This window comes from Flavobacterium sp. PL02 (genome assembly GCF_035013205.1).
In the GTDB taxonomy this organism is placed as follows: Bacteria; Bacteroidota; Bacteroidia; order Flavobacteriales; family Flavobacteriaceae; genus Flavobacterium.
In genome coordinates this window covers 60,602-85,831 of the sequence record NZ_JAYGJP010000001.1, presented here as the reverse complement: position 1 = coordinate 85,831, position 25,230 = coordinate 60,602, and the positions used below count along the sequence as shown (strand labels likewise).

Here is a 25,230-nt window from a genome sequence, read left to right as displayed (position 1 = left end):
TCGTTTTCATTATTTTATATAAATTTGTTAATAATTAAAAAATAAAACTAAAAATGAAAAAAATAATTTTACTTGCAATGTTTACAGTGTTAAGTGTTGCTACATCTAACGCTCAAGCTAAAGCTAAGGCTGCTAAAGTTGATGGTGCTGGAATGGTTTTCGTTAATGAAGTTATAGATTACGGTACAATTGCACACAATGCAGATGGAAAACGTGAATTTGTTTTTACTAACAACGGTAACAAACCATTAATCATCACTAACACACAAGGTTCTTGTGGTTGTACAGTACCAACTTCTCCAAAAGAGCCTATCGCTCCAGGAGCTAAAGGTATTATTGGTGTAAAATATGCTACTGACAGAGTTGGTGCATTTACAAAAACTGTAACAGTTACATCTAATGCAGCTGGACAGCCAACTAAAATACTTACTATTAAAGGTACAGTTTTAGCAGATGAAGCTCCAAAAAGCTAAATCGTAAAACAACACAAAATAAACGAAAAGCTTCCTTAATATTTGGAAGCTTTTTTTATTACTAGAATTTAAAACAATTATGAGAAAACTCGAAAACAGCGAACTCGAAAGAAAAACCATTGCCGACTTTAAAAATTCAGACAAAACACCTCTTATATTAGTATTAGACGACATTCGTAGTTTACACAATATAGGTTCTGTTTTTCGTACTGCTGATGCTTTTTTGATAGAAAAAATAATCTTGTGTGGTATTACTGCTACTCCACCAAACAAAGAAATCCATAAAACGGCACTTGGAGCAACCGAAACTGTTACTTGGGAACATCATGAAAATGTATTGGAAGTAATTGAAAATCTAAAAAAAGAAAACGTTACAACTCTGGCTATCGAACAAGTAGAAAGTGCCATTTTTCTACAAGATTTTGAAGTTGAAAAGGGTAAAAAATACGCTTTGGTCTTTGGAAACGAAGTATATGGCGTAGCTCAGGAAGCCGTTGCCATTTGCGATGGTTGTATTGAAATTCCGCAATTAGGAACTAAACATTCCCTTAATATATCTGTAAGTGCAGGGATCGTTGTTTGGGATTTATTCCAGAAAATGAATTGGCCAAAATAAAAACAACGACATTACTATTACAATGAAACTTAAACGCAGGACTTATATCTTAATTGGAGTATCGATATTTCTTTTCTCTGGAATATGGGCTTTTAAAAAATTCAATTTTAATACAGAACATACCATAGGCCAACCTCTGGATAGCTTAAATGGTGTTCGCGTATATTACAATGGTGGAGTAAATAATGTTACTGATAGAAATCTTACTACAGACAATTACAATCTTGGTTTAAAATACCAATGTGTAGAATTTGTAAAAAGATATTATTACGAACATTTTAACCATAAAATGCCTGATAGTTACGGTCATGCCAAAGACTTTTTTAACGCAGATCTTAAAGATGGCCAAAGAAACGAAAAGAGAGATTTGGTACAATATACCAACCCTAGTGTGAGCAAACCAAAAGCTGATGATCTTTTAATTTATAGCGGAACCATCTTTAACCGATTTGGACACGTTGCAATTGTTTCGAATGTTACTGATAATGAGATTGAAATAATACAGCAAAATCCAGGTCCGTTTAGCAAATCGAGAGAAGTTTTTTCTTTAATTGAAAAAGAAGGCAAATGGATAATTGGCAATGATCGAATTTTGGGTTGGCTAAGAAAAGAATAACTACCCTATTTTCTTCTGAATTTCTTCCAAAACAAAAAGATAGTCTTCATGTCTTTTCACAAAATCACGATCTGAAACATCAATAATCAGTACATTTAAATCTGGTTGTGATTTAATATATTCTAAATATCCATTGTTGATTTTATCTAAATAATCTGCCGAAATATTTTGCTCGTAACTTCTGCCACGTTTTTTTATATTGTGCAGTAACCGCTCTGTATTTTGATATAAATAAACATACAAATCTGGTTTTGGCATTTCCTTATAGATAATATCAAACAAGTTGCGATACAAGCGATATTCATCTTCGGCAAGTGTAATTTTGGCAAAAATTAATGATTTAAAAATATGATAATCGGCTACGATAAAATCTTTAAACAAATCAAACTGAGCTAAATCATCTGATAATTGCTGATAACGATCTGCAAGAAAAGACATTTCGAGCGGAAAAGCATATCGGTTTTGATCTTTGTAGAATTTAGGTAAAAAGGGATTATCTGCAAAACGTTCTAATACGGTTTTGGCATTAAAATCGTCGGCTATTTTATGAACCAAAGTTGTTTTTCCTGCACCAATATTCCCTTCAAAAGCAATATAATTAAATCGCTGCATCGGAATTTCCTGCAATGGATTTTTCAGATTCTGAACAACCGTACAAACACTATCGTCGGGTGTTATTGCAATTAATTCTGGAATTGTTTTTTGAAGAATCGGATGTTTCCAGTTTAAGTTTAAATCCTGAATAGGCAACAAAACAAAATTTCGGTTTTGCATCAAAGGATGTGGAATCTGAAGTTTATCAGTATCAATAACTTCATCTTCAAAAATAATCACATCAATATCTATAAGCCTGGATTGATATCCTTGTTGTTCTGAACGAATACGCCCTAATTGCTTTTCGACTTTTAAAACCTGATTTAATATTTTTTGTGCCGATGTATTTGTGTGTAAAACCAAAGCGCAATTATAGAACGCATCACTCTCAAAACCCCAAGCAGGTGTTTCATATAATCTCGAAACCTGAACAACAGTTCCTATTTCCTGATGTATCAAATTAATGCAGTTTTCGATATTTTCTAACCTGTTTCCCTGGTTACTTCCTAGTGATAAAACGACCTGATGCTGTGATTTCATAATTAGATGCAAATTAACTAAAAGTATTTTAGAAATAGCAATATATTTGTGTAACGACTTATAACAAAATAAAAAAATATAAAGTCGCGATTTGTAACATTTTAGCTTTTTTGCTACTTATTAAAAAAATGTAATTATGAAATTTTTAGGAAATGTACTAGCTACCGTAATCGGTATTTTTGTTTTTTTCATGCTATCCTTTTTCGGAATAATGTTATTAGCCGCAGTTTTTGGTGGCGACAGTAATGCTGTTACAATAAAAAGTGACTCTGTAATTGAGCTCGATTTAAGAAAAATACAAAATGATTATGCAGGGAAATATAAAGACCCTTGGGTTACTATTTTTTCAGAGCAAAAAAGCATTGGCTTAACAGATATTATTAATGCTATAGAAGTTGCAAAAACTGATGAAAACATAAAAGGAATCTCTATCCTTAATGATGTATCTTCTTTAGGAATGGCACAAAGTAAAGAATTACGTAATGCTCTTGAAAGTTTTAAAAAATCAGGAAAATTTGTAATGGCTTATTCTAATGCTTATTCGCAAAAAGAATATTATTTAAACTCCGTTGCGAATACTATTTATTTAAATCCTGTTGGAGATTTAGATTTTAAAGGACTATCATCAGAAATTATGTTCTTTAAAGATTTTCAGGATAAATCAGGTATCCATATGGAAGTAATTCGTCATGGAAAATACAAAAGTGCTGTTGAACCATTTCTTGAAAATAAAATGAGTGATGCCAACAGAGAACAAACTGGCGCTTTATTAAACTCAATATGGAGCTCTGTAGTTGCTGATATTTCTAAAAGCCGAAACATTCCAGTTACGCGATTAAATGAAATCGCAAATGGTCTTTTGGCCAGAACTCCTGAAATGGCAAAAGCAGAACGTCTTATAGATGTTATCGCTTACGAAGATGTGTATCATAATGCCATCAAAAAAGCATTAAAAGTAACTGGTGATGAAGATTATAATAAAATCTCTATTTCTGATTATACTCAAAACATTATTACTACTGCAATGAGTTCAGACACTTCTGGCGACCAAATAGCGATTATTTATGCACAAGGAGAAATACAAAGTGGCGAAGGTGATGTTACCGTTATTGGCGAAGGATCTATGCGTCGTTCTTTGCAAGAAGCTCGCAAAAATGAAGATGTGAAAGCAATTGTATTAAGAATCGACAGTCCGGGTGGAAGTGCCTTAACTTCTGATTTGATTTGGAGAGAAATAGAATTAACCAAAAAAGTAAAACCTGTAGTTGTTTCTATGGGTAATTATGCTGCATCAGGAGGATATTATATTGCATGTAACGCTAATAAAATATTTGCCGAAAGCAATACAATAACAGGTTCTATCGGAGTTTTTGGTGTGTTACCAAACTTTACTCCTCTAGCAACTAAACTAGGAATTAATACTGAACAAGTAAAAACTCACGAAAACTCAGCCAGATATAGTCCGTTTGTGCCTATGGATGAAAACTTTAAAGCCGTAACACTAGAAAGCGTTGAACATATTTACAAAACATTTGTATCTCATGTTGCCGAAGGAAGAAAAATGACTTTTGAGCAAGTAGATGCTATTGCACAAGGAAGAGTTTGGTCTGGTTCTGAGGCTGTAAAAATTGGTCTTGTAGATAAAATTGGTGGTTTAAATGACGCTATTGCCGAAGCTGCAAGTCTGGCTAAAATAAAAAGTTTCAGTACACAAAACTATCCAGAATACGATAAGAAATTTAATGATATGTTGCAAAACTTACCATTTGCAAAATCTAAAGAAGCTTTCCTTAAAGAAGAAATAGGCGAAGACAATTATGTTATTATTGAACAAATAAAAAGGTTACAAAACAAGAAAGGCGTACAAGCCATGATTCCGTTTCAAATTAACATTCAATAATTACAACTTCATTATAACTACAATCCGTTTGAGTCTAACTTAAACGGATTTTTTATTTTACATAAGTAAGTCAAAAGTTTAAATGTCGTAAAGTCAAAAGAATCAATATTGGGAATAATAGTTTGAAATCAATCTGTTGTTTTATTTTGTCAAATTTTCAAACACGACATTATACAATAGTTGCTACTTAAATCGCTTAAAGTTAACTCAGGTTTAATTTACTGGTAACACATGTAAGTATATGTTGTAGCTACTTTAGCAAAATATTAGAAGTATACTTATACAAGTATTTAAGACACTTTACGCAGGTAAAGTTCTTAACGAATATAACCTGTTTATTTTTTTGAATAGCTTACTCATAGTCGCCCCTCGATATGCAGTAGGCTATTTTTTTTGCAGTTAAAAAACAGATAAATCCCACAAATAATTATGTTGAAATTCCTTTTTATGAAAAAATTACAAAGAGGATTACGCATAAAAGTCTATTTTTGCAAGAAGCAGGCATAAAATTTGCTTGCAATAATTGAATCCAAATAACTCAGTATATGAATGTAAAGAAAATTCTAAAAATCGCAGGAATAGTAATTGTTTTACTGATTGCAACACTATTTGCCATTCCGTATTTTTTTAAAGATCAGATAAAAGCCAAAATATCCGAAGCTATCAATGAGAGTGTTGACGCTAAGGTTAGTTTTGTTGATGCCGATTTGAGTTTATTTAAAAACTTCCCGAATGCTAACGTTTCTATCGAAAAATTAGTGATTATAAACAAAGCTCCTTTTGAGGGAGATACACTTATTTCTTTAGGTGAGTTGAATTTAAAAATGAGCATCAAAGAACTTTTCAAAGGAAAAGACGAACCTTTGAGCATTCAAGGAATTGATACCAAAAACGGATTAGTGAATATTATATTCGACAAAAATGGTGTTGGAAATTTTGACATTGCTATAAAAAACAACTCTAAAAAGGAAGACAAAACAGATAGCAAGCCTCTTTCTTTAAAAATAAAAGGGTATAAAATCGAAAATTTCACTTTTAGATATTTTGATCAGGGTTCTAAAATTAAAATGGTTATCGATAGTTTAAACCACGAAGGAAAAGGAGATTTCACAGCTTCACAATTGGACTTAACTACAAAATCGACTGCAAAAGTATCCTTGGATATGGACAAGATAAATTACATGAAAAATGTATCATTAACTCTTGATGCGGTTTTAGGTATCGATTTAGATAAAAGTAAATATACCTTTAAAGAGAACAAAGCTTTAATTAATCAATTACCATTAGAATTTGATGGTTTTATCCAAATGCTTAAAGAAGGTCAACAATATGATTTGAAGTTTAAGACTCCAACCTCATCGTTTACAAACTTCTTAGGTTTAATCCCTTCTGCATATGCATCTGGATTAGATGGTGTAAAAACTACAGGAGATTTTACTGTTGCAGGATTTGCTAAAGGATTATTATCTGACACTACTGTTCCTAAATTTAATGTTGCAATTGCATCCAACAATGCTTCTTTTAAATATCCAAACTTACCAAAATCAGTTCAAAACATTGTAATCGATACTAAGATTATAAACGAAACGGGGATTTTAAATGATACTTATGTAAATTTAGATAAACTTTCGTTCAAGATTGATCAGGATGTTTTTAATGCTAAAGCAAATATCAAAAACATTACTGTAAACCCTATTGTAGATGCTGCCTTAAAAGGAACTATTAACTTAGCCAACCTTTCTAAAGCGTATCCTATAAAAATGGATAAACCATTGGCTGGAATTTTAAAAGCCGATGTAACTACTAATTTTGATATGGCTTCGGTTGAAAAAAGTCAATACCAAAACATAAAAAATGCGGGTACAATGAGCTTATCTGGTTTTAAATATACAGATGAGAACAACAAATCGATGAATATTAGTACTGCATTGGTTCAGTTTAATCCTAGTACGATTAACTTAAAACAATTTGATGCTACAACTGGAAAAAGTGATATTAGCATTAATGGTGTTCTTGAAAACTTCTACGGTTTTATGTTTAAGAAACAAGAGTTAAGAGGAAACTTCAACATGAGTTCAAACCAATTGGTTGTTGATGACTTTATGACTACAGGAGAACCTGCTCCAGCTAAAACAGAAACTGAGACTAAAGCTAAGGCAAAACCAGCTGAAGCAATGAAAATTCCGGCTTTCTTAAATTGTTCATTAACGGCTAAAGCAAATACGGTTGTATATGATAATTTAAAATTGAAAGATGTATCCGGAAAGATAATTGTAAAGGACGAAAAAGCAACTTTAGAAAACTTTAAAACATCAATTTTTGGAGGTACAATTGGTGTAAACGGAACTGTTTCTACAAAAGCCAAAGTGCCTACTTTTGATATGAATTTAGGATTTAATCAGGTTGATATTGCACAGACTTTTACGCAACTAGATATGATGAAAAAAATTGCTCCGATAGCAGGAATCATCAATGGTAAATTAAATTCGACTATTAAACTTAACGGAAATCTAGATGCGAAGGAATTAACTCCCGACTTAAATTCGATTTCAGGAGATTTATTAGGACAATTACTTTCGACTACTATAAACTCTAAAAATTCAACTGTATTAAATGCTTTAACTTCAAATATTAAATTCATCGATATGAATAAAGTGAATTTGAATGATATTAAAGCGGCACTAACTTTTGACAATGGAAAAGTAAATGTAAAACCATTTGACATTAAATATCAAGATATTAAAATCACTGTTGGCGGAACTCATGGTTTTGACCAAACCATGAACTATAATATCAAATTAGATGTTCCTGCAAAATATCTTGGATCTGAGGCAAATGCTTTTATTGCTAAAATGTCTCCTGCCGATGCTGCTAAATTGCAAAATATCCCGATTAACGCATTATTGACTGGGAATTTTTCTAACCCGAAAGTTTCTACTGATATGAAAAGTGCCGTTACGAGTTTAACCACTCAATTGGTAAATCAGCAAAAAGATAAGCTCACAAAACAAGGTACAAATGCTTTAACTGATTTGATTAATAAAAACACCAAATCGAAAGATACGACTAAAGCGGGTGCTGCAAATAAAGAAAAAACCACTCAAGAAGTAACTAATAAAGCGAGTGATTTATTAAACGGTTTGTTTAAGAAAAAGAAAAAAGAAGAGCCAGCAACGACTCCATAAAATTTCATTATTACATTAAAAAAGAGCCTAAGAATTAATATTCTTAGGCTCTTTTATTTTTTTGAAATTTTCAGAAGATATGATAGATAATTGCTACAGCGTAGCGATATTTTGATTTTCCTTTAGATTGCTATATATGTCACCTCGATGGGGTTTCTTTTGATTACAATTAAAATTACTATAAATATAACGTCCCGCTGGGACTTTCTTCATCAATAATTTTAAAAAAATAGGCATTATCTCAATAAACAAAGAGACTATCTGAAAATTATTTTTCGGACAGCCTCTTTGTTATTTGTTCTAAAACAATGTATCTGGATCTGTTAGTTTATCTAACTCACCTTTTAAATCTGTTTTTAAAATACTTAATCCAACCTGATATGAAGCATTCATCCAACCGAAACCTTCTTCGGTAATATAATCGAATGCTGTACCTACATTTCCATATTCGGCAAATATTTTAAGAGAACTGGTTTCTAAATTAAATTTCTCAGGAATAGTTCCGTTATAATCTACCGCATTGCGAGTAATAAGCCATAACCATCTATAAACCATTTCCTGAGCTTCATCTATATAATTATAGTTTAGTAATCCTTCCCATAAAAACATTTGATGTGGCGCCCATCCAAAAGGGTAATCCCATTGTCGTTGTGGCGAGTTTACATCTAGATCATCAATTGCCTCTTTGGTACTTCCTGCGATTCCTCCTTTTAATTTAAATTTAGGCAACACCTTTTTTACCAAAACTTCCGCTTGCTCTTTGCTACATAATTTTGCCCAAAGCGGATAAAATGTTGCTGCTGCATCAAATGGATGCGGTTCATTTTTTATAAAATTATAATCATAATAAATCCCTGCATTCTTATCCCAAAGCAATTCATTAATTTTTTCTTTTCTTAAAGCTGCTTTTTCTTTCCAATATTCACTAGAATATGTTGTGTGTTTCTCATCTGTAAATTGATTATCAAACTCTGTTTCAATCAGGAAAGCAATATCCGTTTCGTATTTATAAAGTAAACTATTTAAATCTATCGTGTTTAAATCGGCACAAACATTTACAAATCGATTGGTTGTATCATGACCACTTTCTCGCATGCTGCGATCGTGAACAAAATAAGCATCCAGACTTGCATCGGTAATTTCTCTATCAAGATATTTCTTTTCAAATTCTCTTAATGGTAAATTATATAACAACGCGTATTTTTCCAGAACATCATCAAAATGTCCTACCTCAACTTCAAACGGAAGTCCAATTCCTTCCGCTTTATATCGGTTTAGTCCATTTGGCGTAAGCCTCTTCCCTTCTTGCATCCAAACGGTTTGATATTCTTTTATTGCAGTATGAAGATGTCTTGTAATCCAGTCTTTTTCTGGCTTAGATTTTTTTGTAATCGCAACAATTAAAGAAGTATATAACGGTGGTTGTGTTCTCGTTAAATAATAACTTCTATTGGCATTAAGAATCTTGCCATAATGGTCTATTTGATATTTAAAATTCTCGGCAATCCCTACCGCAAGTTCTGGTTTATTATCTAGTAAAAGTCCAATAGCAATAAAGTAGCTATCCCAACCATACATTTCGTTAAACCTGCCTCCCGGAACTACAAACGGAATACCTTTCATCTCCTTATTATCTTGTTGCAATGCCAGAGCCAAAATCCCAGGTTTTTTATTTAAAGTCAAAACATATTCTGATGAAATATTTTCGGCTAGCTGAACCACTTTTAACTTCGGAATGGATGCTTCTAAATTTTTAAAATACTCAAAAGCTACAGCATCTGTTGCGGGAACATATAAATAAGAAATTGCATTTTCTATTTTTTCATCTTCTACAATTTTTGCAACGCCTTTTGCATCGATAGTTCTCGTTAATCCATTCCAATATAAATCCTTTATTTTTCTGGAAATACGGCTTACAGGATTCTCTATTATTTCGGCACTATCTATTTCTGCAAATTCTGAATTGCTTTTTTTAGCCAATGCCAATTCCTGTAATAAATTAGACAAATAATAAGTTCCTTCAACATTTAGAGAATTTCCATTTTCGTCTTCTAATAAAAAACTTTTTGGCCCATTATCGTCAATCGTAATTTTTTTATCACCATCCGTATCTTCTTGTGCTAATAATCTCTGAAGCGTCTGATTTATGTTTAGTTTAAATTTCATTTTTAGTAGTTATTTTTTTTAATATAAAGAATGAGACCAATAATAATGACATCGGAATCAATGTGTAATAAAATGCATTTTGTGGTCCTTGATTTTGGAATAGCCATCCTATTATCCTTGAACCTATTGTTCCTCCCAATGCAGAAAACACTACAATTAATCCGGTCATGGAGCTATGTAACTTTTTAGGCAAAGCACTTAATATAACCGAATTGAGCAATGGATAAATAGGTGCAATAAATAACCCTACGAGCGGAAATGCAAAACCTATTAATGGAATTTCACTAAAGGAATGAATCGTTTTCACCTCTAGTCCTACTGCTTTTGGCAATACAAAAATCACAATGAGCATAGCGCATATAATACAGAAACTCAATACCCAAATCCAGTTTATTTTTTTGGTGATTTCTCCCGCCAAGATTCTTCCTATTGCCAATGAAATAGCCAGAATACTTGCCATCATTATACTATTATTCTCTGATAGGTGAAGTACTTTATCATTAAATGTTGGCAACCAAGACATGATTCCCTGCTCAATCATTACGAATAAAAAAGCACTTACTACAAAAACTATAACTAATGATTTTGCCATTAGTTTTATCATTTGCACAAAATCATCAGCAAGATTAGCCCCAGAAATTTCTACAGGTTTTTCTATTTTTATAAAGAATAAAAAGCCAAATGATAGTAATGTCAATAAAGCTAAAAACCAATATACATTAAGCCAGGAATCGGGATTAGTATCATTATTAAAAGCTGGAAATAAAAAATATGCCAGTGCAATTCCTATCATAAAAACACCTTCTACACTACTCATCAAAGCGTTGTGCTCTTTCTGATTATTGGTTACTGTACCAATAAGCGAATAAACGGATACTTTTATCAAAGCAAAAGAAACTCCAACGGTTGCAAAAAGCAATTTAGCATAATTAAAAGAGTTGCCATAATACATGGCAATACAGGCAAAAGTTACCAATCCTAACCCGATAAGCATTGCTTTTTTATAGCCTATTCTTGGTAAAAATGAAGCTATTAAAAACGATACAATTGCAATAGGCAAATCCTTAAAAGCTTCTAGAATACTAGCTTGTAATTCATTTACGCCATAATTTTTTTGCGCTTTTAAAATCACTATCCCAACGCTGTTTAGTAATATTGCAAATACAAAGTAATTGAGATATAATACTGCTGTTATTCCTGCTTTTTTCATCTTAACATATTGATTTACTAACGAATGTAACAAAAAACCAAATGCTGTTATTAAAACAGCATTTGGCTGAACTAATTAATATATAAACTAAAAGTTGATTGCTACAGAAAATCTGAAAGCGCGTCCTAAAATAGGTCTTGCCAAAAACACATCTGTATCTGATGTTGATTGTCTTGGATTTCCTTCTGTCAAACCAATTTCATTGAATAAATTAGTTCCATCAACAGCAAATCTTAAATTGTTAACGATGTAGCTTAAACCTGCTCCAACTTCTTTAAAAGCTGGTAAAACTTGTTCGTTGTCCTGATTTGTATATTTTTTATCAAAATAAGAATACTGAACATATCCTGATAATCTTTTGGTTATATCAACTTCTGGTCTTATTACACAAAAGAATTTAGGAATTCTACGAGCCGTGTTTCCGTTAAAATTAAACGTACTTCCATCGGCATTTTGTCCTGTAAAATTATCATACTCTGGATTTTGAACTGTAAAATTAAAGTTCAATCTTGCAATACTATATCTTAAATTAGTTTCTACTTCTAAACCTAAATTGTTTACATCGGCGAATTTATTTTCAGATGTTCCATCTGCCAATATATCTGTAAAGGCAACATTTTTTAAATTCATGTGAAACAAATTAGCATTTACCGAAAGGAATGAATTAGCATATTTATACCCCAACTCTAATTGGTTTACAAACGTATTTTCTAGTTTACTCAAATCTTTAGCATTGTCATAAAATGACTCTTCTATTGGTGATCTAAAACCGTGACTGTATCTTATATAAGAAGCCATGTTTTCATTAAACTTATAATTCCCTGCTGCTGTATATGAAAACTCGCTTACATCATATTTCCAGTATGTATAAGGATTTCCTTGTATTGTAGTTACTGCATCATCGGCAGTATTATTATCCAGAACTCCTAGATTCTCTGCACCAAAACGTGCATTATCTCTATATCCTGAATACACATTTTTATCATATCTCACGCCAGCGTTAAATGTTAGATTATCTGTAGCTTGGATTTCGGCATCAACATAAAAATCATTTAATTTTCCTTTTGTCTCTGCATCTCTTTCAAGCCAGGTAATTCTTTCTATTCCGTTCCAAGTATGTGCAATTCCGCTTGCCGTATTATTTACATTTACTAATCTTGGATTATCGGTAACATCTACCAGATAGTTACTCCAGTTCCAGTATTGTTTCGATTTCCAGTTAGAGTAATAATACCCAACAGTAAGATTAACAGGTTTTAAATCGAAATTAAAAGACAGGTTATTAGCAAAATTCTCCATTTGTTTGTGAATGTACCAATGATCTGCTCTCATAATTAATGCATTTGGATCTAATGCTGTATTATTATCTACGTAAGTATAACTTAAATCTCCTGTGTTTGCTGGAGCTAATTTTTGTATATCTGTTGCATAACCATCTTGTGTCCATGGTCCTCCGCTACTATAAATCGCATTGTAATTCAAGTCTATTTTAGTATTTCTGAATGCGTTTTTTATGGTAACTTTATCAGCGACTTTCTTTTTAAATTCGGCTCCAATAGCATCTACAACTGGGTGAACTCCATCTTCTAAATCGGCATTGAAAGTTCCACCTCCATATTGTGGTACGCTTAAATGAGAAAAGTTGGCAGAAGTTAGCGTTCCATAATTTGGATTAAAACCAGCTACTCCTTCTACTTTTCCGTTATTGCTTTTTAATGGAATTGGTAAATAGAATGTATTCCTGTCATCTAGTTTTTTGTAATTTAATCTTAAATATCCTCCGTCATCAAACTTATAGGTAAGGTTCATTTTTACTTGTCCTCCTTTGTTTGCGGTAAAACCAGTTTTTCTTATTCCGTCATCGGCTCTATAAAATCCTCCTACATTAAAAAACAATTTATCTTTAACCAATGCTCCTCCTAAATTAAGATCGGTACGAAACAATCCATAATCTCCAACAGTAAGTTTTGCTTTTCCCTGAAACTCATTTTGTCCTGTTTTCGAAATAAAATTGACAATTCCTCCTGGTGCATTCGATGCAAAAATTGATGCTGAACCTCCTCGAACTGCTTCCATTTTACTTACTGTTTCGTCTAGTCTGTACCAATTATCTGCATTTGCAAATTGTAAAGCTCCATCTTCAAAAACGGCTAAACCATCTTCCTGTATTTGCACATATTCATAAGCTCCTGCCGATGGAATTCCTCTTGCAAAAAGGTTATTTCCTACTTCTCCTCCCGATGTTTCTACAACAAATCCCGGAATAGTCTGGAGAATATCTGCTGTACTTATTGGCGCTCTGCTCTCGATTGCTTTTGCTCCTAAAGTAGTAATTGCAATACTCGATTCTAGTTTTGACCTTGGGTTTGATGATCCTGTAACGACTACTTCTTTCAAACTTTGTGATTCGGCCTCTAAATGAAAATCGGCTTTTGAATTTTCTCCGTCCTTAATTGTAATGCTCTTTTGAGTTGATTTATATCCTACGTTTGTAACTAAAATAATGTAACTTCCTGCAATAAGATTAGGAAATGTATATGCTCCATCTACATCTGTGCTCACTCCTTGTGAAGTGCCTTGAATAACAACATTTGCTCCCGGTGCTGTTTGTCCGTTTTCATCGAATACTTGTCCAGAAATACTGCTTTTTTCTTGCGAAAAAACCATTGCTGGAAGAATAAATAGCAATAACATCCAGAACGACATTATTGAGCTAGAATTAAACTTTTTCATGATTTATTATTTGGTTAGGTTATTAGTTAGGGTAAAACTATTGCCTATTTATTTATATCAATGAAGATTTTCGCCGAAAACGTTTTCGATTTTACCGAAAACGTTTTCGATTAATTAAATTTAATTAATTATCAATTAGTTTTATTACATTTATTCAATGAATGATACCAGACTTATAGACATTGCTGCTGCTTTAGGAATTTCTGTTACAACAGTTTCAAAAGCGTTAAAAGGGTACACTGATATTAGCGAAAATACCAGAGCAAGGGTTCTTGAAATGGTAGAAACAATGAATTACAAACCCAATGCCAATGCGGTAAACCTTAGAACTAACGAAACCAAAACTCTTGGTGTTGTTATCCCTACGATGGTACATCATTTCTTTTCGAGTGTTTTAAATGGTATTATAGACGAGGCCGAAAACAGAGGTTATCTTGTGATTATTTTGCAATCTAATGAAAAGTATGAGCTTGAAAAAAAGCAGATTGCTTTGCTGCAGCAAAAAAGGGTTGATGGAATTTTGATTTCGCTATCAAATGAAACTGATGATTTCTCTCATATAAATGATGCTATAAAAAAGAATACTCCTGTGGTTTTATTTGACAAAATAGCCAAATTGGTCGATTGTTCAAAAGTGATTATCAATGACCGAAAAGCTGCTTATGATGCAGTAACGTATCTAATAAATAAGGGATATAAAAAAATTGCTCATTTCAGAGGTTCTTATACTCCTCAAAATTCTATTGACCGTTTTCTTGGATATAAAAAAGCACTCGAAGATCATAATATTCCTTATGACCCTACGCTGGTTTATTTATGTGATCACAACTCCGATTTTGAAGATGGTTATGCCAATGCTCAAAAACTAGTTGAGGAACACAAAGATGTTGATGCCGTTTTTGCCATCACCGATTTGGTAGCTATTGGTATTATAAAATACCTCAACGATATGCATATTAAGATTCCGGAGCAAATTGCCGTTTTTGGTTTTAGCAATTGGTTTATGTCTACCGTAATTTCGCCAAAGCTTACCACGATTGACCAACCTGGTTATGATATTGGTCAACGTGCTGCTGCTATATTAATAAATGAAATTGCTCAAATTAAAGAACATCTTCCTGTTATTCATCAAACTATCGAACTCCCAACACTTATTATTGAAAGGGAATCGACAATAAGAAACTAATATTTTTATACATTTATTGTCACTACATATCCTTCGGATCCACGGATATTAAAAACTGTTCCGTCTTCAAACAATAAATACTGTCCTTTTATTCCAGTAAGTTTTCCTTGAAAAGTTGGTGTTTTATCCAGACTTAAACTTGCTACTTTTTTCGGATATTCAAGAACAGGATAATGTAGTTCGTACAAATCATTTTTCTCAGGATAAAAATATTCGCGAACTTCGTCAGGAATCAAACTTTCTACTTTAGATTTTTCAAGAATCAAATCAACAGTTTCGATATTATTCTGAAGCATTTTTCTCCAATTTGTTTTATCTGCATAATGATTCTTTAACGCTACCTCGGTAATTCCTGCTAAGTAACGATTCGGAACTTCTACAATCGATAAGGCTTGTGTCGCTCCCTGATCTATCCAACGTGTAGGCACTTGTGTCTTTCTGGTCACTCCTACTTTTACTTCGCTAGATAAAGCCAGATATACAATATGTGGTTGTAATTGTACTTTTTCTTCGTATACCAAATCACGATCCTGAATTCCTAAATGTGCCGTACTTAATTCTGGTTTCATAATCCAATCTCCAACAGCTGGACTTGAATAAAAACAATCATAGCAAAATCCCTGACGGAATATTTTCTTCTTCTTACCACAATTCAAACATTGAAAGCCTACAAAACTGATCTCAATTTCTTTATTCAATAATTGATTAACGTTGATAAAACTGTCCTCAAAAACCAAATAATATTGAATTGGATTCCCCATTTCGGTTTGCATCTTTGTAAGTACGCCCTGATATTGCATTAGATTTTAATTTTTAGTCCCGAAGCTATCGGAAGTTGATTTTAGATTTTAGATTCGTTCATAAGAATTTAAATCTCGATACTGTTAAAACTCCATTTTTGAAGTGGAATCTTTGCCATAAATAGAATTGTCATTTATAAAAAAACACTATTTTTGATACAACGACAAAGTTAATATTTGTGCGTCGATATTCAAATTTTAAATTTCTTGATTTTACATCCATTGTACTATCTGAAATTTAAAATCTAATCCCGAAGCTTCGGGACAACAATCTAAAAATTAAAATCTAAGATTTCTCCATGCCTCTATCAATAATCAATTCATTTGCCTCTTGGGTTCTTAAACAAAGAATTCATCAAATAGAACTTTTTCTTAAATATCCAAATGAAGTTCAGGAAGAACTCCTTCATAATTTATTATTGGCTGCCGAAAATACCATTGTTGGAAAACAATATGATTTTGCTTCGATAAACTCATACAAAACTTTTTCTGAAAGATTACCTATTGCAACTTACGAAGAATTACAACCTTTAATTGAACGCACCCGTCAAGGCGAGCAAAATGTTTTTTGGGAGACTCCAATAAAATGGTTTGCAAAATCTAGCGGAACTACAAATGCTAAAAGCAAATTTATCCCTGTAAGTAATGAAGCTCTGGAGGATTGTCATTATAAAGGAAGTAAGGATTTATTGTGTTTATACCTGAATAATAATGAAGATTCGGAATTGTTTCTGGGCAAGAGTCTTCGCTTAGGCGGAAGTTCTCAGATTTATGAAAACAACAATACTTTCTTCGGAGATTTATCGGCTATTTTGATTGAGAATATGCCTATTTGGGCAGAATTTAGTAGCACACCTAGCAATAAAACTTCGCTTATGAGCGAATGGGAAACCAAAATTGCTGCTATTATAAATGAAACTAAAAATGAAAACGTAACCAGTTTTGCTGGTGTTCCTTCATGGATGTTGGTTTTAATGAATCGTGTTCTGGAAGATTCTGGAAAAGGAAATTTATTTGAAATCTGGCCAAATCTGGAAGTCTACTTTCATGGAGGTGTAAGTTTTTCTCCTTACAGAGAACAATACAAAAACATATTACCTAAAAAAGATTTTAAATACTACGAAATATACAATGCTTCTGAAGGTTTCTTTGCCATTCAGGATTTGAATAATTCCAGTGATTTATTGCTAATGCTAGATTACGGAATCTTCTATGAATTTATCCCGATGGAGACTTTTGGGAAACCAGAGCAAAAAGTTATTCGATTGGCAGATGTCGAATTGAATAAAAATTATGCAATCGTAATTACTACCAATTCTGGTTTATGGCGTTATTTAATTGGTGATACGGTTCGTTTTACTTCATTAGACCCTTATAGAATTCGTGTTACAGGAAGAACTAAACATCATATTAATGTTTTTGGTGAAGAACTTATGGTCGAAAATACCGATCAGGCTATTGCCAAAGCGTGCCAGTTAACAAATACTGAAGTTATAGATTATACTGTAGCTCCAATATTTATGCAAGACAAAGAAAAAGGTGCACACGAATGGATGATTGAGTTTAAGAAAAAACCTGCTGATATTTCGCAATTTCAAAAAGCTCTTGACGAAACCTTACAATCCCTAAACTCCGATTACGAAGCCAAACGTTACAATAATATGACACTAAATCCTTTGGTAATTAATGTTGCCAGAGAAAATTTATTTTACGATTGGTTAAAAGAAAAAGACAAATTAGGCGGACAACATAAAATTCCGAGACTCTCGAACCAAAGAGATTATTTGGAGCAATTGAAAGGGATGTGATGAGCAACATCAATAAATACGAACTTAGAGAACCTCAACTTGAAGCCGAGATTTACTACTTAACTGAACAAGAGGGTGGACGCAAAACTGCTGTTAACAATGGATATCGTGGTCAATTCTACTATAACGGAAAAGACTGGGATGCTCCACAACAATTCATAGACAAAGAAACTTGTAATCTAGGTGAGACCGTTAAAGTTTATTTACAAACATTAAGTACTGACTTTCATATTGGACATTTTTTTGTTGGACAGGAATTTGAGACGAGAGAAGGTGCTAAAATAGTTGGTAAAGGAAAAATTACCCGTATAATAAGACCAGACTTTAATTACTGGGATGGCTCTACCTTTCTAAAATCACTTGATAAAAGTATTGAGCCATATTCTGATGCTAATGATTTCCTTAAATTTCGCATGGACCTTGAAAATTGGTTAATCGAAACAGAAATAATTAAAAACATTGAGTTTGAAATGACTGGAAATTTAGAGTGCATGATGTTGATAAAATGTAAACTCATTAACAAAGATTTACAACCAAGAGAAGTAGCATATAAAATTATTGAATGCTGGAAAACTAAATTAACAAATTCAAATCAACTTTATAAAATTGAAATGAACACAAGTTTTAACCACAATAAAAATCAATCACAAACTGACAAATTCGTTTTATCGTTTGCAACTTGGCATTCATTTTTTTTAACTGGACAAATTATAGTTCAAAGATAAAATTTAAAATGAATTTAAAAAAGAAACTAAATAAATGGACGGATATGGATATAGCTATTCATCACATTGCCGTTGAATTAAGTTTATTTGAAACTGACAACTTCCCTGGATACTTGTGGATTCAATGGACAGAAAACAAATACAATGATTTCTTAAAAGACATATTACAGAAGTTGATTGAACTTAATATGCTAGAAATAAATGAGAATGAAGGTACGATTAGGTATAACAAAAACTTTGAAATAGAAACTAAACCATAATTATCCTCACAGCTATCGCGAGCGTCTCGCTCGTGAACACAATCATGTATAGCCCGACCCGCTTTTTCTGCGGGGCATGCCCATAAAAAAACCTCAGCTTAAATTAAAACTAAGGTTTGTTTTTTTTGTCATCCTGAGCGGAGTCGAAGCCCATTCCTACTCATAAGCCTTCGACTCCGCTCAGGATGACATTATTATAAATAATCTAAACAATCATATCGATATAGCGGTCATGGTATCCTAATAGGTACAAAACTCCATCGAGTCCTAGACTGGAAATAGAAGTTGATGCGCTTTCTTTTACTGTTGGTTTTGCATGAAAGGCGATTCCCAGACCTGCTAAATTTAGCATTGGTAAATCGTTTGCTCCATCTCCTACCGCTATGGTTTGATTAATGTGGATTCCTTCTTTTTCGGCTATGGCTCTTAGGTATTCGGCTTTCTTTTGGCCATCTACAATTTCGCCTAAATATTTACCGGTTAATTTACCGTCTTTAATCTCTAATCGGTTGGCATGAACATAATCTATACCTAATTCTTTTTGTAAATAATCTCCAAAATAGGTGAATCCCCCTGATAATATAGCGGTTTTATATCCGTAATATTTTAGGGCTTTCATTAAGCGATGTGCTCCTTTGGTGATTGGTAATTTTTCGGCAACGGATTGTAATACATCTTCACTCAGACCTTCTAACAATGCCATGCGTTGCTTGAAACTTTCGTTAAAATCTATCTCACCGTTCATAGCCGACTCTGTAATTGCTCTTACTTGCTCTCCTACTCCATTAAGCTCTGCCAATTCGTCAATTACTTCGGTTTGGATTAATGTTGAATCCATATCGAAACAAACTAAACGTCGGTTTCTTCTATAAATATTATCTTCCTGAAATGAGATATCTACATTTAAGGTTCTGGAAATTTCCATAAAACTTGCCGTCATGGCAATCTTATCTACAACATCTCCCGTTAGTGATAATTGTATGCATGAGCGAGGATATTCTTCTTTTTCGACTACTGATGTTCTACCAGTTAATCTTATTATAGAAACGATATTTAGGTTTTGATCAGATAATAATTTAGCTACTGCTGCCAACTGCGAAGCAGCTAATTCCTCTCCTAGAATATTAACAATATAACGTTGCTTAGATTGTGTTTTTACCCATTTTTCATAATCTTCGATAGAGATTGGGATAAACTTTACCTTAACTTCTAATTCATAAGCTTTAAACAACAAATCTTTTAGAACTGGTCCTGAAGTTGAACCAGCTTGGATTTCGAACAAAATCCCCAGAGAAAGTGTGTCATGAATATCGGCTTGACCTATATCTAGAATAACGGCATCGTAAGTTGCCAATACTGCTGTTAATCCTGCTGTTACACCTGGTTTATCATGACCTGAAACTTTTAATAAAATAATCTCTTTATCTTCTGTTGTCATTTTATCTTTATTGATTTAGAAGTGACAAAAATCGGCAATCTATTGTTGATAAAAAAGAATATGCTTTGTTTTCTTGTAAAGAAAAAACACAAATCAATATGATTTATTTAAATAATTTAATGTTTTGTTCTAATACTTAAAACAACTTGTATAGAAGTAACTTTTAACAAAAAAAGATTATTTAGAACAACTGAAAAAACAAGCAAGTCTTGTTCTAAAATTATTCTAAATAATCTCCTGAATTAATTATCTCGAGGTAATAATTTAATTTAGCTACTTGGCATATTTTCATCAAAATTCACCATCCAGTTTACTCCAAATTTATCAGTAAACATTCCGAAATAAGCTCCCCAAAAAGTTTTACCCATTGGCATAAATGGATTCCCTCCTGCTGAGAGTCCGTTAAAGATTCTGTCACCTTCTTGTGCACTTTCGACATTAATTGAAACTGAAAAATTCCCTCCAAAAGTCACCTTTCCTGATTGTTCGGTACTATCGCTTCCCATTAAAATGGTTTGTCCAATTGGTAAACTAACGTGCATAATTTTTTCTGCTTCTTCACTATCTTTAGATACTTGAGAACAATTCTCGTCTGCAGGCATATCTTTGAATTTTCCAATAAATGCAAATTCACCTCCAAAAACTGATTTATAAAATAGAAATGCTTCTTCGCAATTTCCATTAAATATTAAATAGGGATTTACTGCTGCCATGATATTTTATTTTTATTGTTAGTGTTTTTATTATTTTTCTTCTGATAATTCTTTTACCATTTCTAATCCTTTCGGAAAAACTTCTTTAAAATAATCTATATACTTCTCGAGCGTATCAACTTTAGCTTCGAGAACTGTAAAACCATCCTCTTCGGTCAATCGATAGGTTTCCATTGCTCCACTCCACTTTTTTGTTGCTTCATCGATGGGTAATTCTTTAAAGTCTTTTATTTCACCCAAATGCTTAAAAGCCATATATTCATTTGGAATTTTAGTTTCGATAACGCTATACATTCCTTCTCCGTTAGGCGACATGAAATGTATTTTATCGCCTTCATTCCAATCACTTATAGTGTGTGAACCTTCGCAAAAAACACTTGTCCATTTTTTGTAGGTTTCGTCCTCCCATAAAACTGACCAGATTTTTTCTACTGGAGCTTTAATTCTAATTGCAAACTCTAAAGTTTCCATGAGATTTTATTTTGGTATTTTGCTAAAATCCATAAATAAAGAATTCCAACGGTGTCCATCTAAATCTGCAAAAGCACAACCATACATCCAATCACGACTTTCTGCAGGAGCTGCAAAAACATTTCCTCCAGCTTCCTGAACTTTTTGAGCAAGTGCATCTACTTCTTCTTTACTTTCGGCATCTATAGAAATTAAAACCTCTGAACTTGTTTTTGTATCTGTTAATTTATTTTGAGAGAAGTCTGTAAAGATATTCTCTTCAAAAAGCATTATTACAAATTTACCATCGCCAACAAGCATGCAAGTTGAGTTTGGTGTGTCGTGTTCTTCATTAAATGAAAATCCAATTTTTGAGAAAAAGGCTTTCGATTTTGCTACATCTTTTACTGGCAGATTAAGCCATATTTGTCTTGTCATTTTTAATATTTTAAGTTATTATTTTTAAACCATATTTTAGAAAACCCTTAGAGCCTTTGCCTCTCTGAACCTTTGCGCCTTTGAACCTTCCTTAATTACTCTCTACATAACTTTTGAAATTATCTAAAATTGCTTGCCATCCTTGTTGTTGGAAGTTTTCTGGATTTTGTGTTTCAGGATCAAAACTTTCTATTACTTCTACTCCGTTTGGTGTTTCTTTAAAACTAATTTCAACCTTTCTTCCATCGGCCATTGCGTATTTAATAGCTTCATTTTCTTTTACCAAGGTATATTCTCCTTCAAAATCAAAACTCACACTTCCGTCTCTGGCTGCCATTGTCGATTTAAATTTACCTCCTATTTTTAAATCATTTTCGGCATATGGCGTATGCCAATCTGGGGAAGCATTATTCCATTCTTGTATATGTTTTGGTGTTGTCCATATTTCCCAAACTTTTGCTATTGGAGCTTTTACTGTACTTTGTACTGTTATCATATTCAATTGATTAAAATTATACTTTATAAATTGATTTTTATTTTTTTGGTGCTTGACTTTCATCCATGAAAAAGATTTCCCAATGGTGTCCGTCTATATCTAAAAAAGCTTTTTGATACATCCAGCCGTAATCTTTAGCTTCCATATATTCGGTTCCGCCAGCTTTTACTACTGCTGTAATTATTTCATCTACTTTTTCCCGGCTATCAACAGATAACGCCATTAAGATTTCGGTTGTTGTTGCTGTATTACAAATTTGTTTTTTAGTAAAAGTTTTAAAAAACTCTTCTGTCAAAAGCATTGCAAATATATTTTCTCCGATTTCTAAACAAGCTGCTTTATCATCTGTGAAATTTAAATTGAATGTAAAACCTAATGCTGTAAAAAAAGCCATACTGCGATTTAAATCTTTTACTGGAAGATTTAAGAAAATTTCTGTTTTCATTTTTATATAAATTTACAAATTATTTAAAGCAAATTTAAAGTAATCGTCTAGCCTTTAGACCACAATAAAAGTCATTTTTGGGGTCATTTAAGACAAAAAAACTATTTTTGTATAAGTCATTTTCATTAAAAAAGAGAAATAATGAGCAAAAAAGTTGGGTTAATCGTTCCGCATGACTATAAATTATTGAGTATTGCAGCTATTCTTGAAGTTTTTGAAACTGCTAATAAATTGCATCCTGAAGGTGAAAAACCATTTGAAATATTCGTTTTTCAATCATCTGAACAAATGGAGCAAGAAAAATTATTTAATTATAAAGTTAATTCTATCCAATCTTCCGAAGAAAAACTTGGATTGGTTTTAATTCCTGCATTTACCACAGATGATATGAGGGGAATGATTGCAAAAAACAGCAATTTTATTCCTTGGCTAAAAAAACAACATTTGCTTGGAGCAGAAATAGCTAGTTTTTGTACTGGTGCTTTCTTGCTTGGTGCTTCGGGATTATTAGATGAAAAACTGGCAACAACTCATGTTGATGCTTGTAGTGCTTTTAATCAATCATTTCCATTAGTCAATTTAAAACCCGAAGAAACACTTACCGCAGATGGAACGCTTTATACAAGTGGCGGATCTACTTCGTCTTTTCATTTACTGATTCTTTTGGTTCAGAAATATTGCGGAAATGAAGTTGCTGTACAAATTGCCAAGATATTTGCTATTGATTTAAACCGTCACAAACAAAGTTATTTTAGCACTTTTAGACCTAATCATTTACACAATGATACTCTTGTTGCCCAATTACAGCACAAGATAGAAAACGAATACAGTACAATAGAAAAACTGGAAGAGGTCACTAAAGATATCCCAACTAGTAACCGTAATATGACTCGAAGATTTAAACAAGTAGTTGGAATTCCTCCTATAGAGTATTTGCAGAACATTCGTGTAGAAAGTTCGAAGAAGTATCTCGAGCAAACACAGCTTTCTATATCGGAGATTATCGAAAAAACTGGCTATAATGACCCTAAATCTTTTAGAAAAGTTTTTTATAAAATGGTCGGAATGAAACCGATAGAATATCGGGAGAAGTTTAGAGTGAGATAAAAAAAATCCCAGCAATGCCGGGATTTTTAATTTTTAATCTTTGTCTGGGTCTTAGACTTTGACAAATTTATTTTAAAACATTACGAAGCGATTTCTAATCGTTTCAATAAATTTTTATTCAATGTTTCTTTAGCGTAATCTTGATCAATTTCTAATGTTTTAACATCTGAACTTGGTAAATCATACATCGCATCGGTTAAGATTGCTTCGCATAACGAACGCAATCCACGTGCTCCTAATTTATACTCTAAAGCTTTATCAACAATAAAATCTAAAGCTTCATCGGTAATTGTAAACTCTACCTCATCCATTAAAAACAATTTTTGATATTGTTTGATTAATGCATTTTTAGGCTGAGTAAGAATTGCACGCAATGTTTCTCTATCTAAAGGATCCATATGCGTTAAAACTGGTAAACGACCAATGATTTCAGGAATCAATCCAAAGTCTTTTATATCTTTTGGAATGATGTATTGCAATAGATTGTCTTTGTCGATATTATCCACATTTTTTGATGTACTATAACCTACTGCCTGACGGTTTAAACGTTTTGAAATAATACGTTCTACTCCATCAAAAGCTCCTCCAGCTATAAACAAAATGTTTTGTGTGTTTACCTCAACAAATTTCTGGTCTGGGTGCTTACGTCCTCCTTTTGGTGGTACGTTTACAACTGTTCCTTCTAAAAGTTTCAATAATGCTTGTTGAACTCCTTCGCCCGAAACATCACGTGTTATTGATGGATTATCGCTCTTACGAGCAATTTTATCTATTTCATCAATAAAAACGATTCCTCTTTCGGCTTTGGCCACATCATAATCGGCAGCTTGAAGCAAACGTGTCAAAATACTTTCTACGTCTTCTCCAACATATCCTGCTTCGGTTAAAACGGTAGCATCAACAATTGCCAAAGGAACGTCTAACATTTTTGCAATGGTTTTCGCTACTAATGTTTTTCCTGTTCCTGTTTGACCAACCATAATGATATTACTTTTTTCTATCTCTACTTCGTCATCCAACTGTTGTTGCATTAAACGTTTGTAGTGATTGTAAACCGCAACAGACATTACTTTTTTGGTTTGATCCTGACCTATTACATATTGATCTAAGAATGCTCTAATTTCTTTTGGTTTCTTTAATATTAAATCACCAACTAGTTTAGCGCTTCCGCTTGATTTTAATTCTTCTAAAACAATTCCGTGTGCTTGTTCGATACACTTATCACAAATATGTGCATTAATACCAGCAATTAATAAATTGGTCTCTGGCTTTTTTCTCCCACAAAACGAACACTCTAATACTACTTTTGCCATCTATATTTAGTTTTCAGT

Annotated in this window: 22 protein-coding genes; 10 read left to right on the top strand and 12 right to left on the bottom strand. The window is 32.6% G+C overall.

Annotated features, from left to right (window positions below):
- Window positions 1-53 precede the first annotated feature (53 nt).
- The 3 genes from SHI72_RS00380 to SHI72_RS00370 all read left to right on the top strand — a co-directional run bounded on the left by SHI72_RS00380 (window position 54) and on the right by SHI72_RS00370 (window position 1,705).
- A complete protein-coding gene (locus tag SHI72_RS00380; RefSeq protein ID WP_039114786.1) occupies window positions 54-473 on the top strand; it encodes a DUF1573 domain-containing protein in 420 nt (139 codons plus the stop codon).
- Between the two features lie 79 nt (window positions 474-552).
- A complete protein-coding gene (locus tag SHI72_RS00375) occupies window positions 553-1,089 on the top strand; it encodes an RNA methyltransferase (protein WP_039114787.1) in 537 nt (178 codons plus the stop codon).
- Between the two features lie 22 nt (window positions 1,090-1,111).
- Window positions 1,112-1,705: a CHAP domain-containing protein gene (locus tag SHI72_RS00370; protein ID WP_323488691.1), complete on the top strand. Its 594-nt coding sequence runs from the start codon at window positions 1,112-1,114 to the stop codon at window positions 1,703-1,705.
- On the opposite strand, the gene folK is transcribed toward SHI72_RS00370, so the two are convergent.
- Window positions 1,706-2,839: a 2-amino-4-hydroxy-6-hydroxymethyldihydropteridine diphosphokinase gene (gene folK / locus SHI72_RS00365; protein WP_323488690.1), complete on the bottom strand. Its 1,134-nt coding sequence runs from the start codon at window positions 2,837-2,839 to the stop codon at window positions 1,706-1,708.
- Window positions 2,840-2,975: 136 nt separating this feature from the next.
- Here folK and sppA point away from each other — a divergent pair, with 136 nt between their 5' ends.
- Window positions 2,976-4,739 carry a signal peptide peptidase SppA gene (sppA, locus tag SHI72_RS00360; protein WP_323488689.1) on the top strand — a complete coding sequence of 588 codons (1,764 nt, stop codon included), beginning with the start codon at window positions 2,976-2,978 and terminating at the stop codon, window positions 4,737-4,739.
- A gap of 545 nt (window positions 4,740-5,284) precedes the next feature.
- Window positions 5,285-7,924, top strand: a complete 2,640-nt coding sequence (locus SHI72_RS00355) for an AsmA-like C-terminal region-containing protein (RefSeq protein ID WP_323488687.1) — start codon at window positions 5,285-5,287, stop codon at window positions 7,922-7,924.
- A 300-nt stretch (window positions 7,925-8,224) separates the two neighbouring features.
- On the opposite strand, the gene SHI72_RS00350 is transcribed toward SHI72_RS00355, so the two are convergent.
- The 3 genes from SHI72_RS00350 to SHI72_RS00340 form a co-directional block, all read right to left on the bottom strand.
- On the bottom strand, window positions 8,225-10,090 hold the full coding sequence (locus SHI72_RS00350) for an alpha,alpha-trehalase (protein ID WP_323488686.1): 1,866 nt from the start codon (window positions 10,088-10,090) through the stop codon (window positions 8,225-8,227).
- Complete coding sequence (locus SHI72_RS00345) at window positions 10,080-11,300, bottom strand: MFS transporter (protein ID WP_323488685.1); 1,221 nt, start codon at window positions 11,298-11,300, stop codon at window positions 10,080-10,082. The genes SHI72_RS00350 and SHI72_RS00345 overlap by 11 nt, the downstream gene beginning before the upstream one ends.
- Before the next feature lie 87 nt (window positions 11,301-11,387).
- On the bottom strand, window positions 11,388-14,033 hold the full coding sequence (locus SHI72_RS00340; RefSeq protein ID WP_323488684.1) for a TonB-dependent receptor: 2,646 nt from the start codon (window positions 14,031-14,033) through the stop codon (window positions 11,388-11,390).
- Window positions 14,034-14,190: 157 nt separating this feature from the next.
- Between SHI72_RS00340 and SHI72_RS00335 the strand changes: the two genes are divergently transcribed.
- Window positions 14,191-15,219: a LacI family DNA-binding transcriptional regulator gene (locus SHI72_RS00335; protein WP_039114797.1), complete on the top strand. Its 1,029-nt coding sequence runs from the start codon at window positions 14,191-14,193 to the stop codon at window positions 15,217-15,219.
- A gap of 5 nt (window positions 15,220-15,224) precedes the next feature.
- Here SHI72_RS00335 and SHI72_RS00330 read toward each other — a convergent pair whose 3' ends face one another.
- On the bottom strand, window positions 15,225-16,019 hold the full coding sequence (locus SHI72_RS00330; RefSeq protein WP_039114799.1) for a DUF2797 domain-containing protein: 795 nt from the start codon (window positions 16,017-16,019) through the stop codon (window positions 15,225-15,227).
- 299 nt (window positions 16,020-16,318) lie between these two features.
- Between SHI72_RS00330 and SHI72_RS00325 the strand changes: the two genes are divergently transcribed.
- The 3 genes from SHI72_RS00325 to SHI72_RS00315 are packed head-to-tail and all read left to right on the top strand — an operon-like array spanning window position 16,319 to window position 18,812.
- The gene (locus tag SHI72_RS00325; protein WP_039114800.1) at window positions 16,319-17,827 is read left to right on the top strand and encodes a GH3 auxin-responsive promoter family protein; all 1,509 of its coding nucleotides are present in this window, start codon (window positions 16,319-16,321) and stop codon (window positions 17,825-17,827) included.
- The gene (locus tag SHI72_RS00320) at window positions 17,827-18,552 is read left to right on the top strand and encodes a hypothetical protein (RefSeq protein ID WP_323488683.1); all 726 of its coding nucleotides are present in this window, start codon (window positions 17,827-17,829) and stop codon (window positions 18,550-18,552) included. The genes SHI72_RS00325 and SHI72_RS00320 overlap by 1 nt, the downstream gene beginning before the upstream one ends.
- An 8-nt stretch (window positions 18,553-18,560) precedes the next feature.
- Window positions 18,561-18,812 (top strand): hypothetical protein, encoded by a 252-nt coding sequence (locus SHI72_RS00315; protein ID WP_323488682.1) that lies wholly within the window; start codon window positions 18,561-18,563, stop codon window positions 18,810-18,812.
- Between the two features lie 205 nt (window positions 18,813-19,017).
- Here SHI72_RS00315 and serB read toward each other — a convergent pair whose 3' ends face one another.
- The 6 genes from serB to SHI72_RS00285 form a co-directional block, all read right to left on the bottom strand.
- Entirely contained in the window at window positions 19,018-20,250 is a 1,233-nt protein-coding gene (gene serB / locus SHI72_RS00310) for a phosphoserine phosphatase SerB (protein WP_039114802.1), read from the bottom strand.
- A gap of 269 nt (window positions 20,251-20,519) precedes the next feature.
- Window positions 20,520-20,963 (bottom strand): VOC family protein, encoded by a 444-nt coding sequence (locus tag SHI72_RS00305; protein WP_039114804.1) that lies wholly within the window; start codon window positions 20,961-20,963, stop codon window positions 20,520-20,522.
- 30 nt (window positions 20,964-20,993) lie between these two features.
- The gene (locus SHI72_RS00300) at window positions 20,994-21,434 is read right to left on the bottom strand and encodes an SRPBCC domain-containing protein (RefSeq protein ID WP_039118394.1); all 441 of its coding nucleotides are present in this window, start codon (window positions 21,432-21,434) and stop codon (window positions 20,994-20,996) included.
- Between the two features lie 6 nt (window positions 21,435-21,440).
- Window positions 21,441-21,851, bottom strand: a complete 411-nt coding sequence (locus SHI72_RS00295) for a VOC family protein (protein WP_039114807.1) — start codon at window positions 21,849-21,851, stop codon at window positions 21,441-21,443.
- A gap of 91 nt (window positions 21,852-21,942) precedes the next feature.
- A complete protein-coding gene (locus tag SHI72_RS00290; RefSeq protein WP_323488681.1) occupies window positions 21,943-22,347 on the bottom strand; it encodes an SRPBCC family protein in 405 nt (134 codons plus the stop codon).
- Window positions 22,348-22,384: 37 nt separating this feature from the next.
- Window positions 22,385-22,792 carry a VOC family protein gene (locus SHI72_RS00285; RefSeq protein ID WP_086895014.1) on the bottom strand — a complete coding sequence of 136 codons (408 nt, stop codon included), beginning with the start codon at window positions 22,790-22,792 and terminating at the stop codon, window positions 22,385-22,387.
- Window positions 22,793-22,933: 141 nt separating this feature from the next.
- Between SHI72_RS00285 and SHI72_RS00280 the strand changes: the two genes are divergently transcribed.
- Window positions 22,934-23,899 (top strand): GlxA family transcriptional regulator, encoded by a 966-nt coding sequence (locus SHI72_RS00280; protein WP_323488680.1) that lies wholly within the window; start codon window positions 22,934-22,936, stop codon window positions 23,897-23,899.
- Between the two features lie 80 nt (window positions 23,900-23,979).
- On the opposite strand, the gene clpX is transcribed toward SHI72_RS00280, so the two are convergent.
- The gene (clpX, locus tag SHI72_RS00275; RefSeq protein WP_039114812.1) at window positions 23,980-25,212 is read right to left on the bottom strand and encodes an ATP-dependent Clp protease ATP-binding subunit ClpX; all 1,233 of its coding nucleotides are present in this window, start codon (window positions 25,210-25,212) and stop codon (window positions 23,980-23,982) included.
- Window positions 25,213-25,230: the final 18 nt, after the last annotated feature.

What these genes read in the sequence shown, in the direction of transcription:
- SHI72_RS00380 (WP_039114786.1), top strand. Translation starts at nt 54, where the DNA reads ATGAAAAAAATAATTTTACTTGCAATGTTTACAGTGTTAAGTGTTGCT.
- SHI72_RS00375 (WP_039114787.1), top strand. Translation starts at nt 553, where the DNA reads ATGAGAAAACTCGAAAACAGCGAACTCGAAAGAAAAACCATTGCCGAC.
- SHI72_RS00370 (WP_323488691.1), top strand. Translation starts at nt 1,112, where the DNA reads ATGAAACTTAAACGCAGGACTTATATCTTAATTGGAGTATCGATATTT.
- folK (WP_323488690.1), bottom strand. Translation starts at nt 2,839, where the DNA reads ATGAAATCACAGCATCAGGTCGTTTTATCACTAGGAAGTAACCAGGGA.
- sppA (WP_323488689.1), top strand. Translation starts at nt 2,976, where the DNA reads ATGAAATTTTTAGGAAATGTACTAGCTACCGTAATCGGTATTTTTGTT.
- SHI72_RS00355 (WP_323488687.1), top strand. Translation starts at nt 5,285, where the DNA reads ATGAATGTAAAGAAAATTCTAAAAATCGCAGGAATAGTAATTGTTTTA.
- SHI72_RS00350 (WP_323488686.1), bottom strand. Translation starts at nt 10,090, where the DNA reads ATGAAATTTAAACTAAACATAAATCAGACGCTTCAGAGATTATTAGCA.
- SHI72_RS00345 (WP_323488685.1), bottom strand. Translation starts at nt 11,300, where the DNA reads ATGAAAAAAGCAGGAATAACAGCAGTATTATATCTCAATTACTTTGTA.
- SHI72_RS00340 (WP_323488684.1), bottom strand. Translation starts at nt 14,033, where the DNA reads ATGAAAAAGTTTAATTCTAGCTCAATAATGTCGTTCTGGATGTTATTG.
- SHI72_RS00335 (WP_039114797.1), top strand. Translation starts at nt 14,191, where the DNA reads ATGAATGATACCAGACTTATAGACATTGCTGCTGCTTTAGGAATTTCT.
- SHI72_RS00330 (WP_039114799.1), bottom strand. Translation starts at nt 16,019, where the DNA reads ATGCAATATCAGGGCGTACTTACAAAGATGCAAACCGAAATGGGGAAT.
- SHI72_RS00325 (WP_039114800.1), top strand. Translation starts at nt 16,319, where the DNA reads ATGCCTCTATCAATAATCAATTCATTTGCCTCTTGGGTTCTTAAACAA.
- SHI72_RS00320 (WP_323488683.1), top strand. Translation starts at nt 17,827, where the DNA reads ATGAGCAACATCAATAAATACGAACTTAGAGAACCTCAACTTGAAGCC.
- SHI72_RS00315 (WP_323488682.1), top strand. Translation starts at nt 18,561, where the DNA reads ATGAATTTAAAAAAGAAACTAAATAAATGGACGGATATGGATATAGCT.
- serB (WP_039114802.1), bottom strand. Translation starts at nt 20,250, where the DNA reads ATGACAACAGAAGATAAAGAGATTATTTTATTAAAAGTTTCAGGTCAT.
- SHI72_RS00305 (WP_039114804.1), bottom strand. Translation starts at nt 20,963, where the DNA reads ATGGCAGCAGTAAATCCCTATTTAATATTTAATGGAAATTGCGAAGAA.
- SHI72_RS00300 (WP_039118394.1), bottom strand. Translation starts at nt 21,434, where the DNA reads ATGGAAACTTTAGAGTTTGCAATTAGAATTAAAGCTCCAGTAGAAAAA.
- SHI72_RS00295 (WP_039114807.1), bottom strand. Translation starts at nt 21,851, where the DNA reads ATGACAAGACAAATATGGCTTAATCTGCCAGTAAAAGATGTAGCAAAA.
- SHI72_RS00290 (WP_323488681.1), bottom strand. Translation starts at nt 22,347, where the DNA reads ATGATAACAGTACAAAGTACAGTAAAAGCTCCAATAGCAAAAGTTTGG.
- SHI72_RS00285 (WP_086895014.1), bottom strand. Translation starts at nt 22,792, where the DNA reads ATGAAAACAGAAATTTTCTTAAATCTTCCAGTAAAAGATTTAAATCGC.
- SHI72_RS00280 (WP_323488680.1), top strand. Translation starts at nt 22,934, where the DNA reads ATGAGCAAAAAAGTTGGGTTAATCGTTCCGCATGACTATAAATTATTG.
- clpX (WP_039114812.1), bottom strand. Translation starts at nt 25,212, where the DNA reads ATGGCAAAAGTAGTATTAGAGTGTTCGTTTTGTGGGAGAAAAAAGCCA.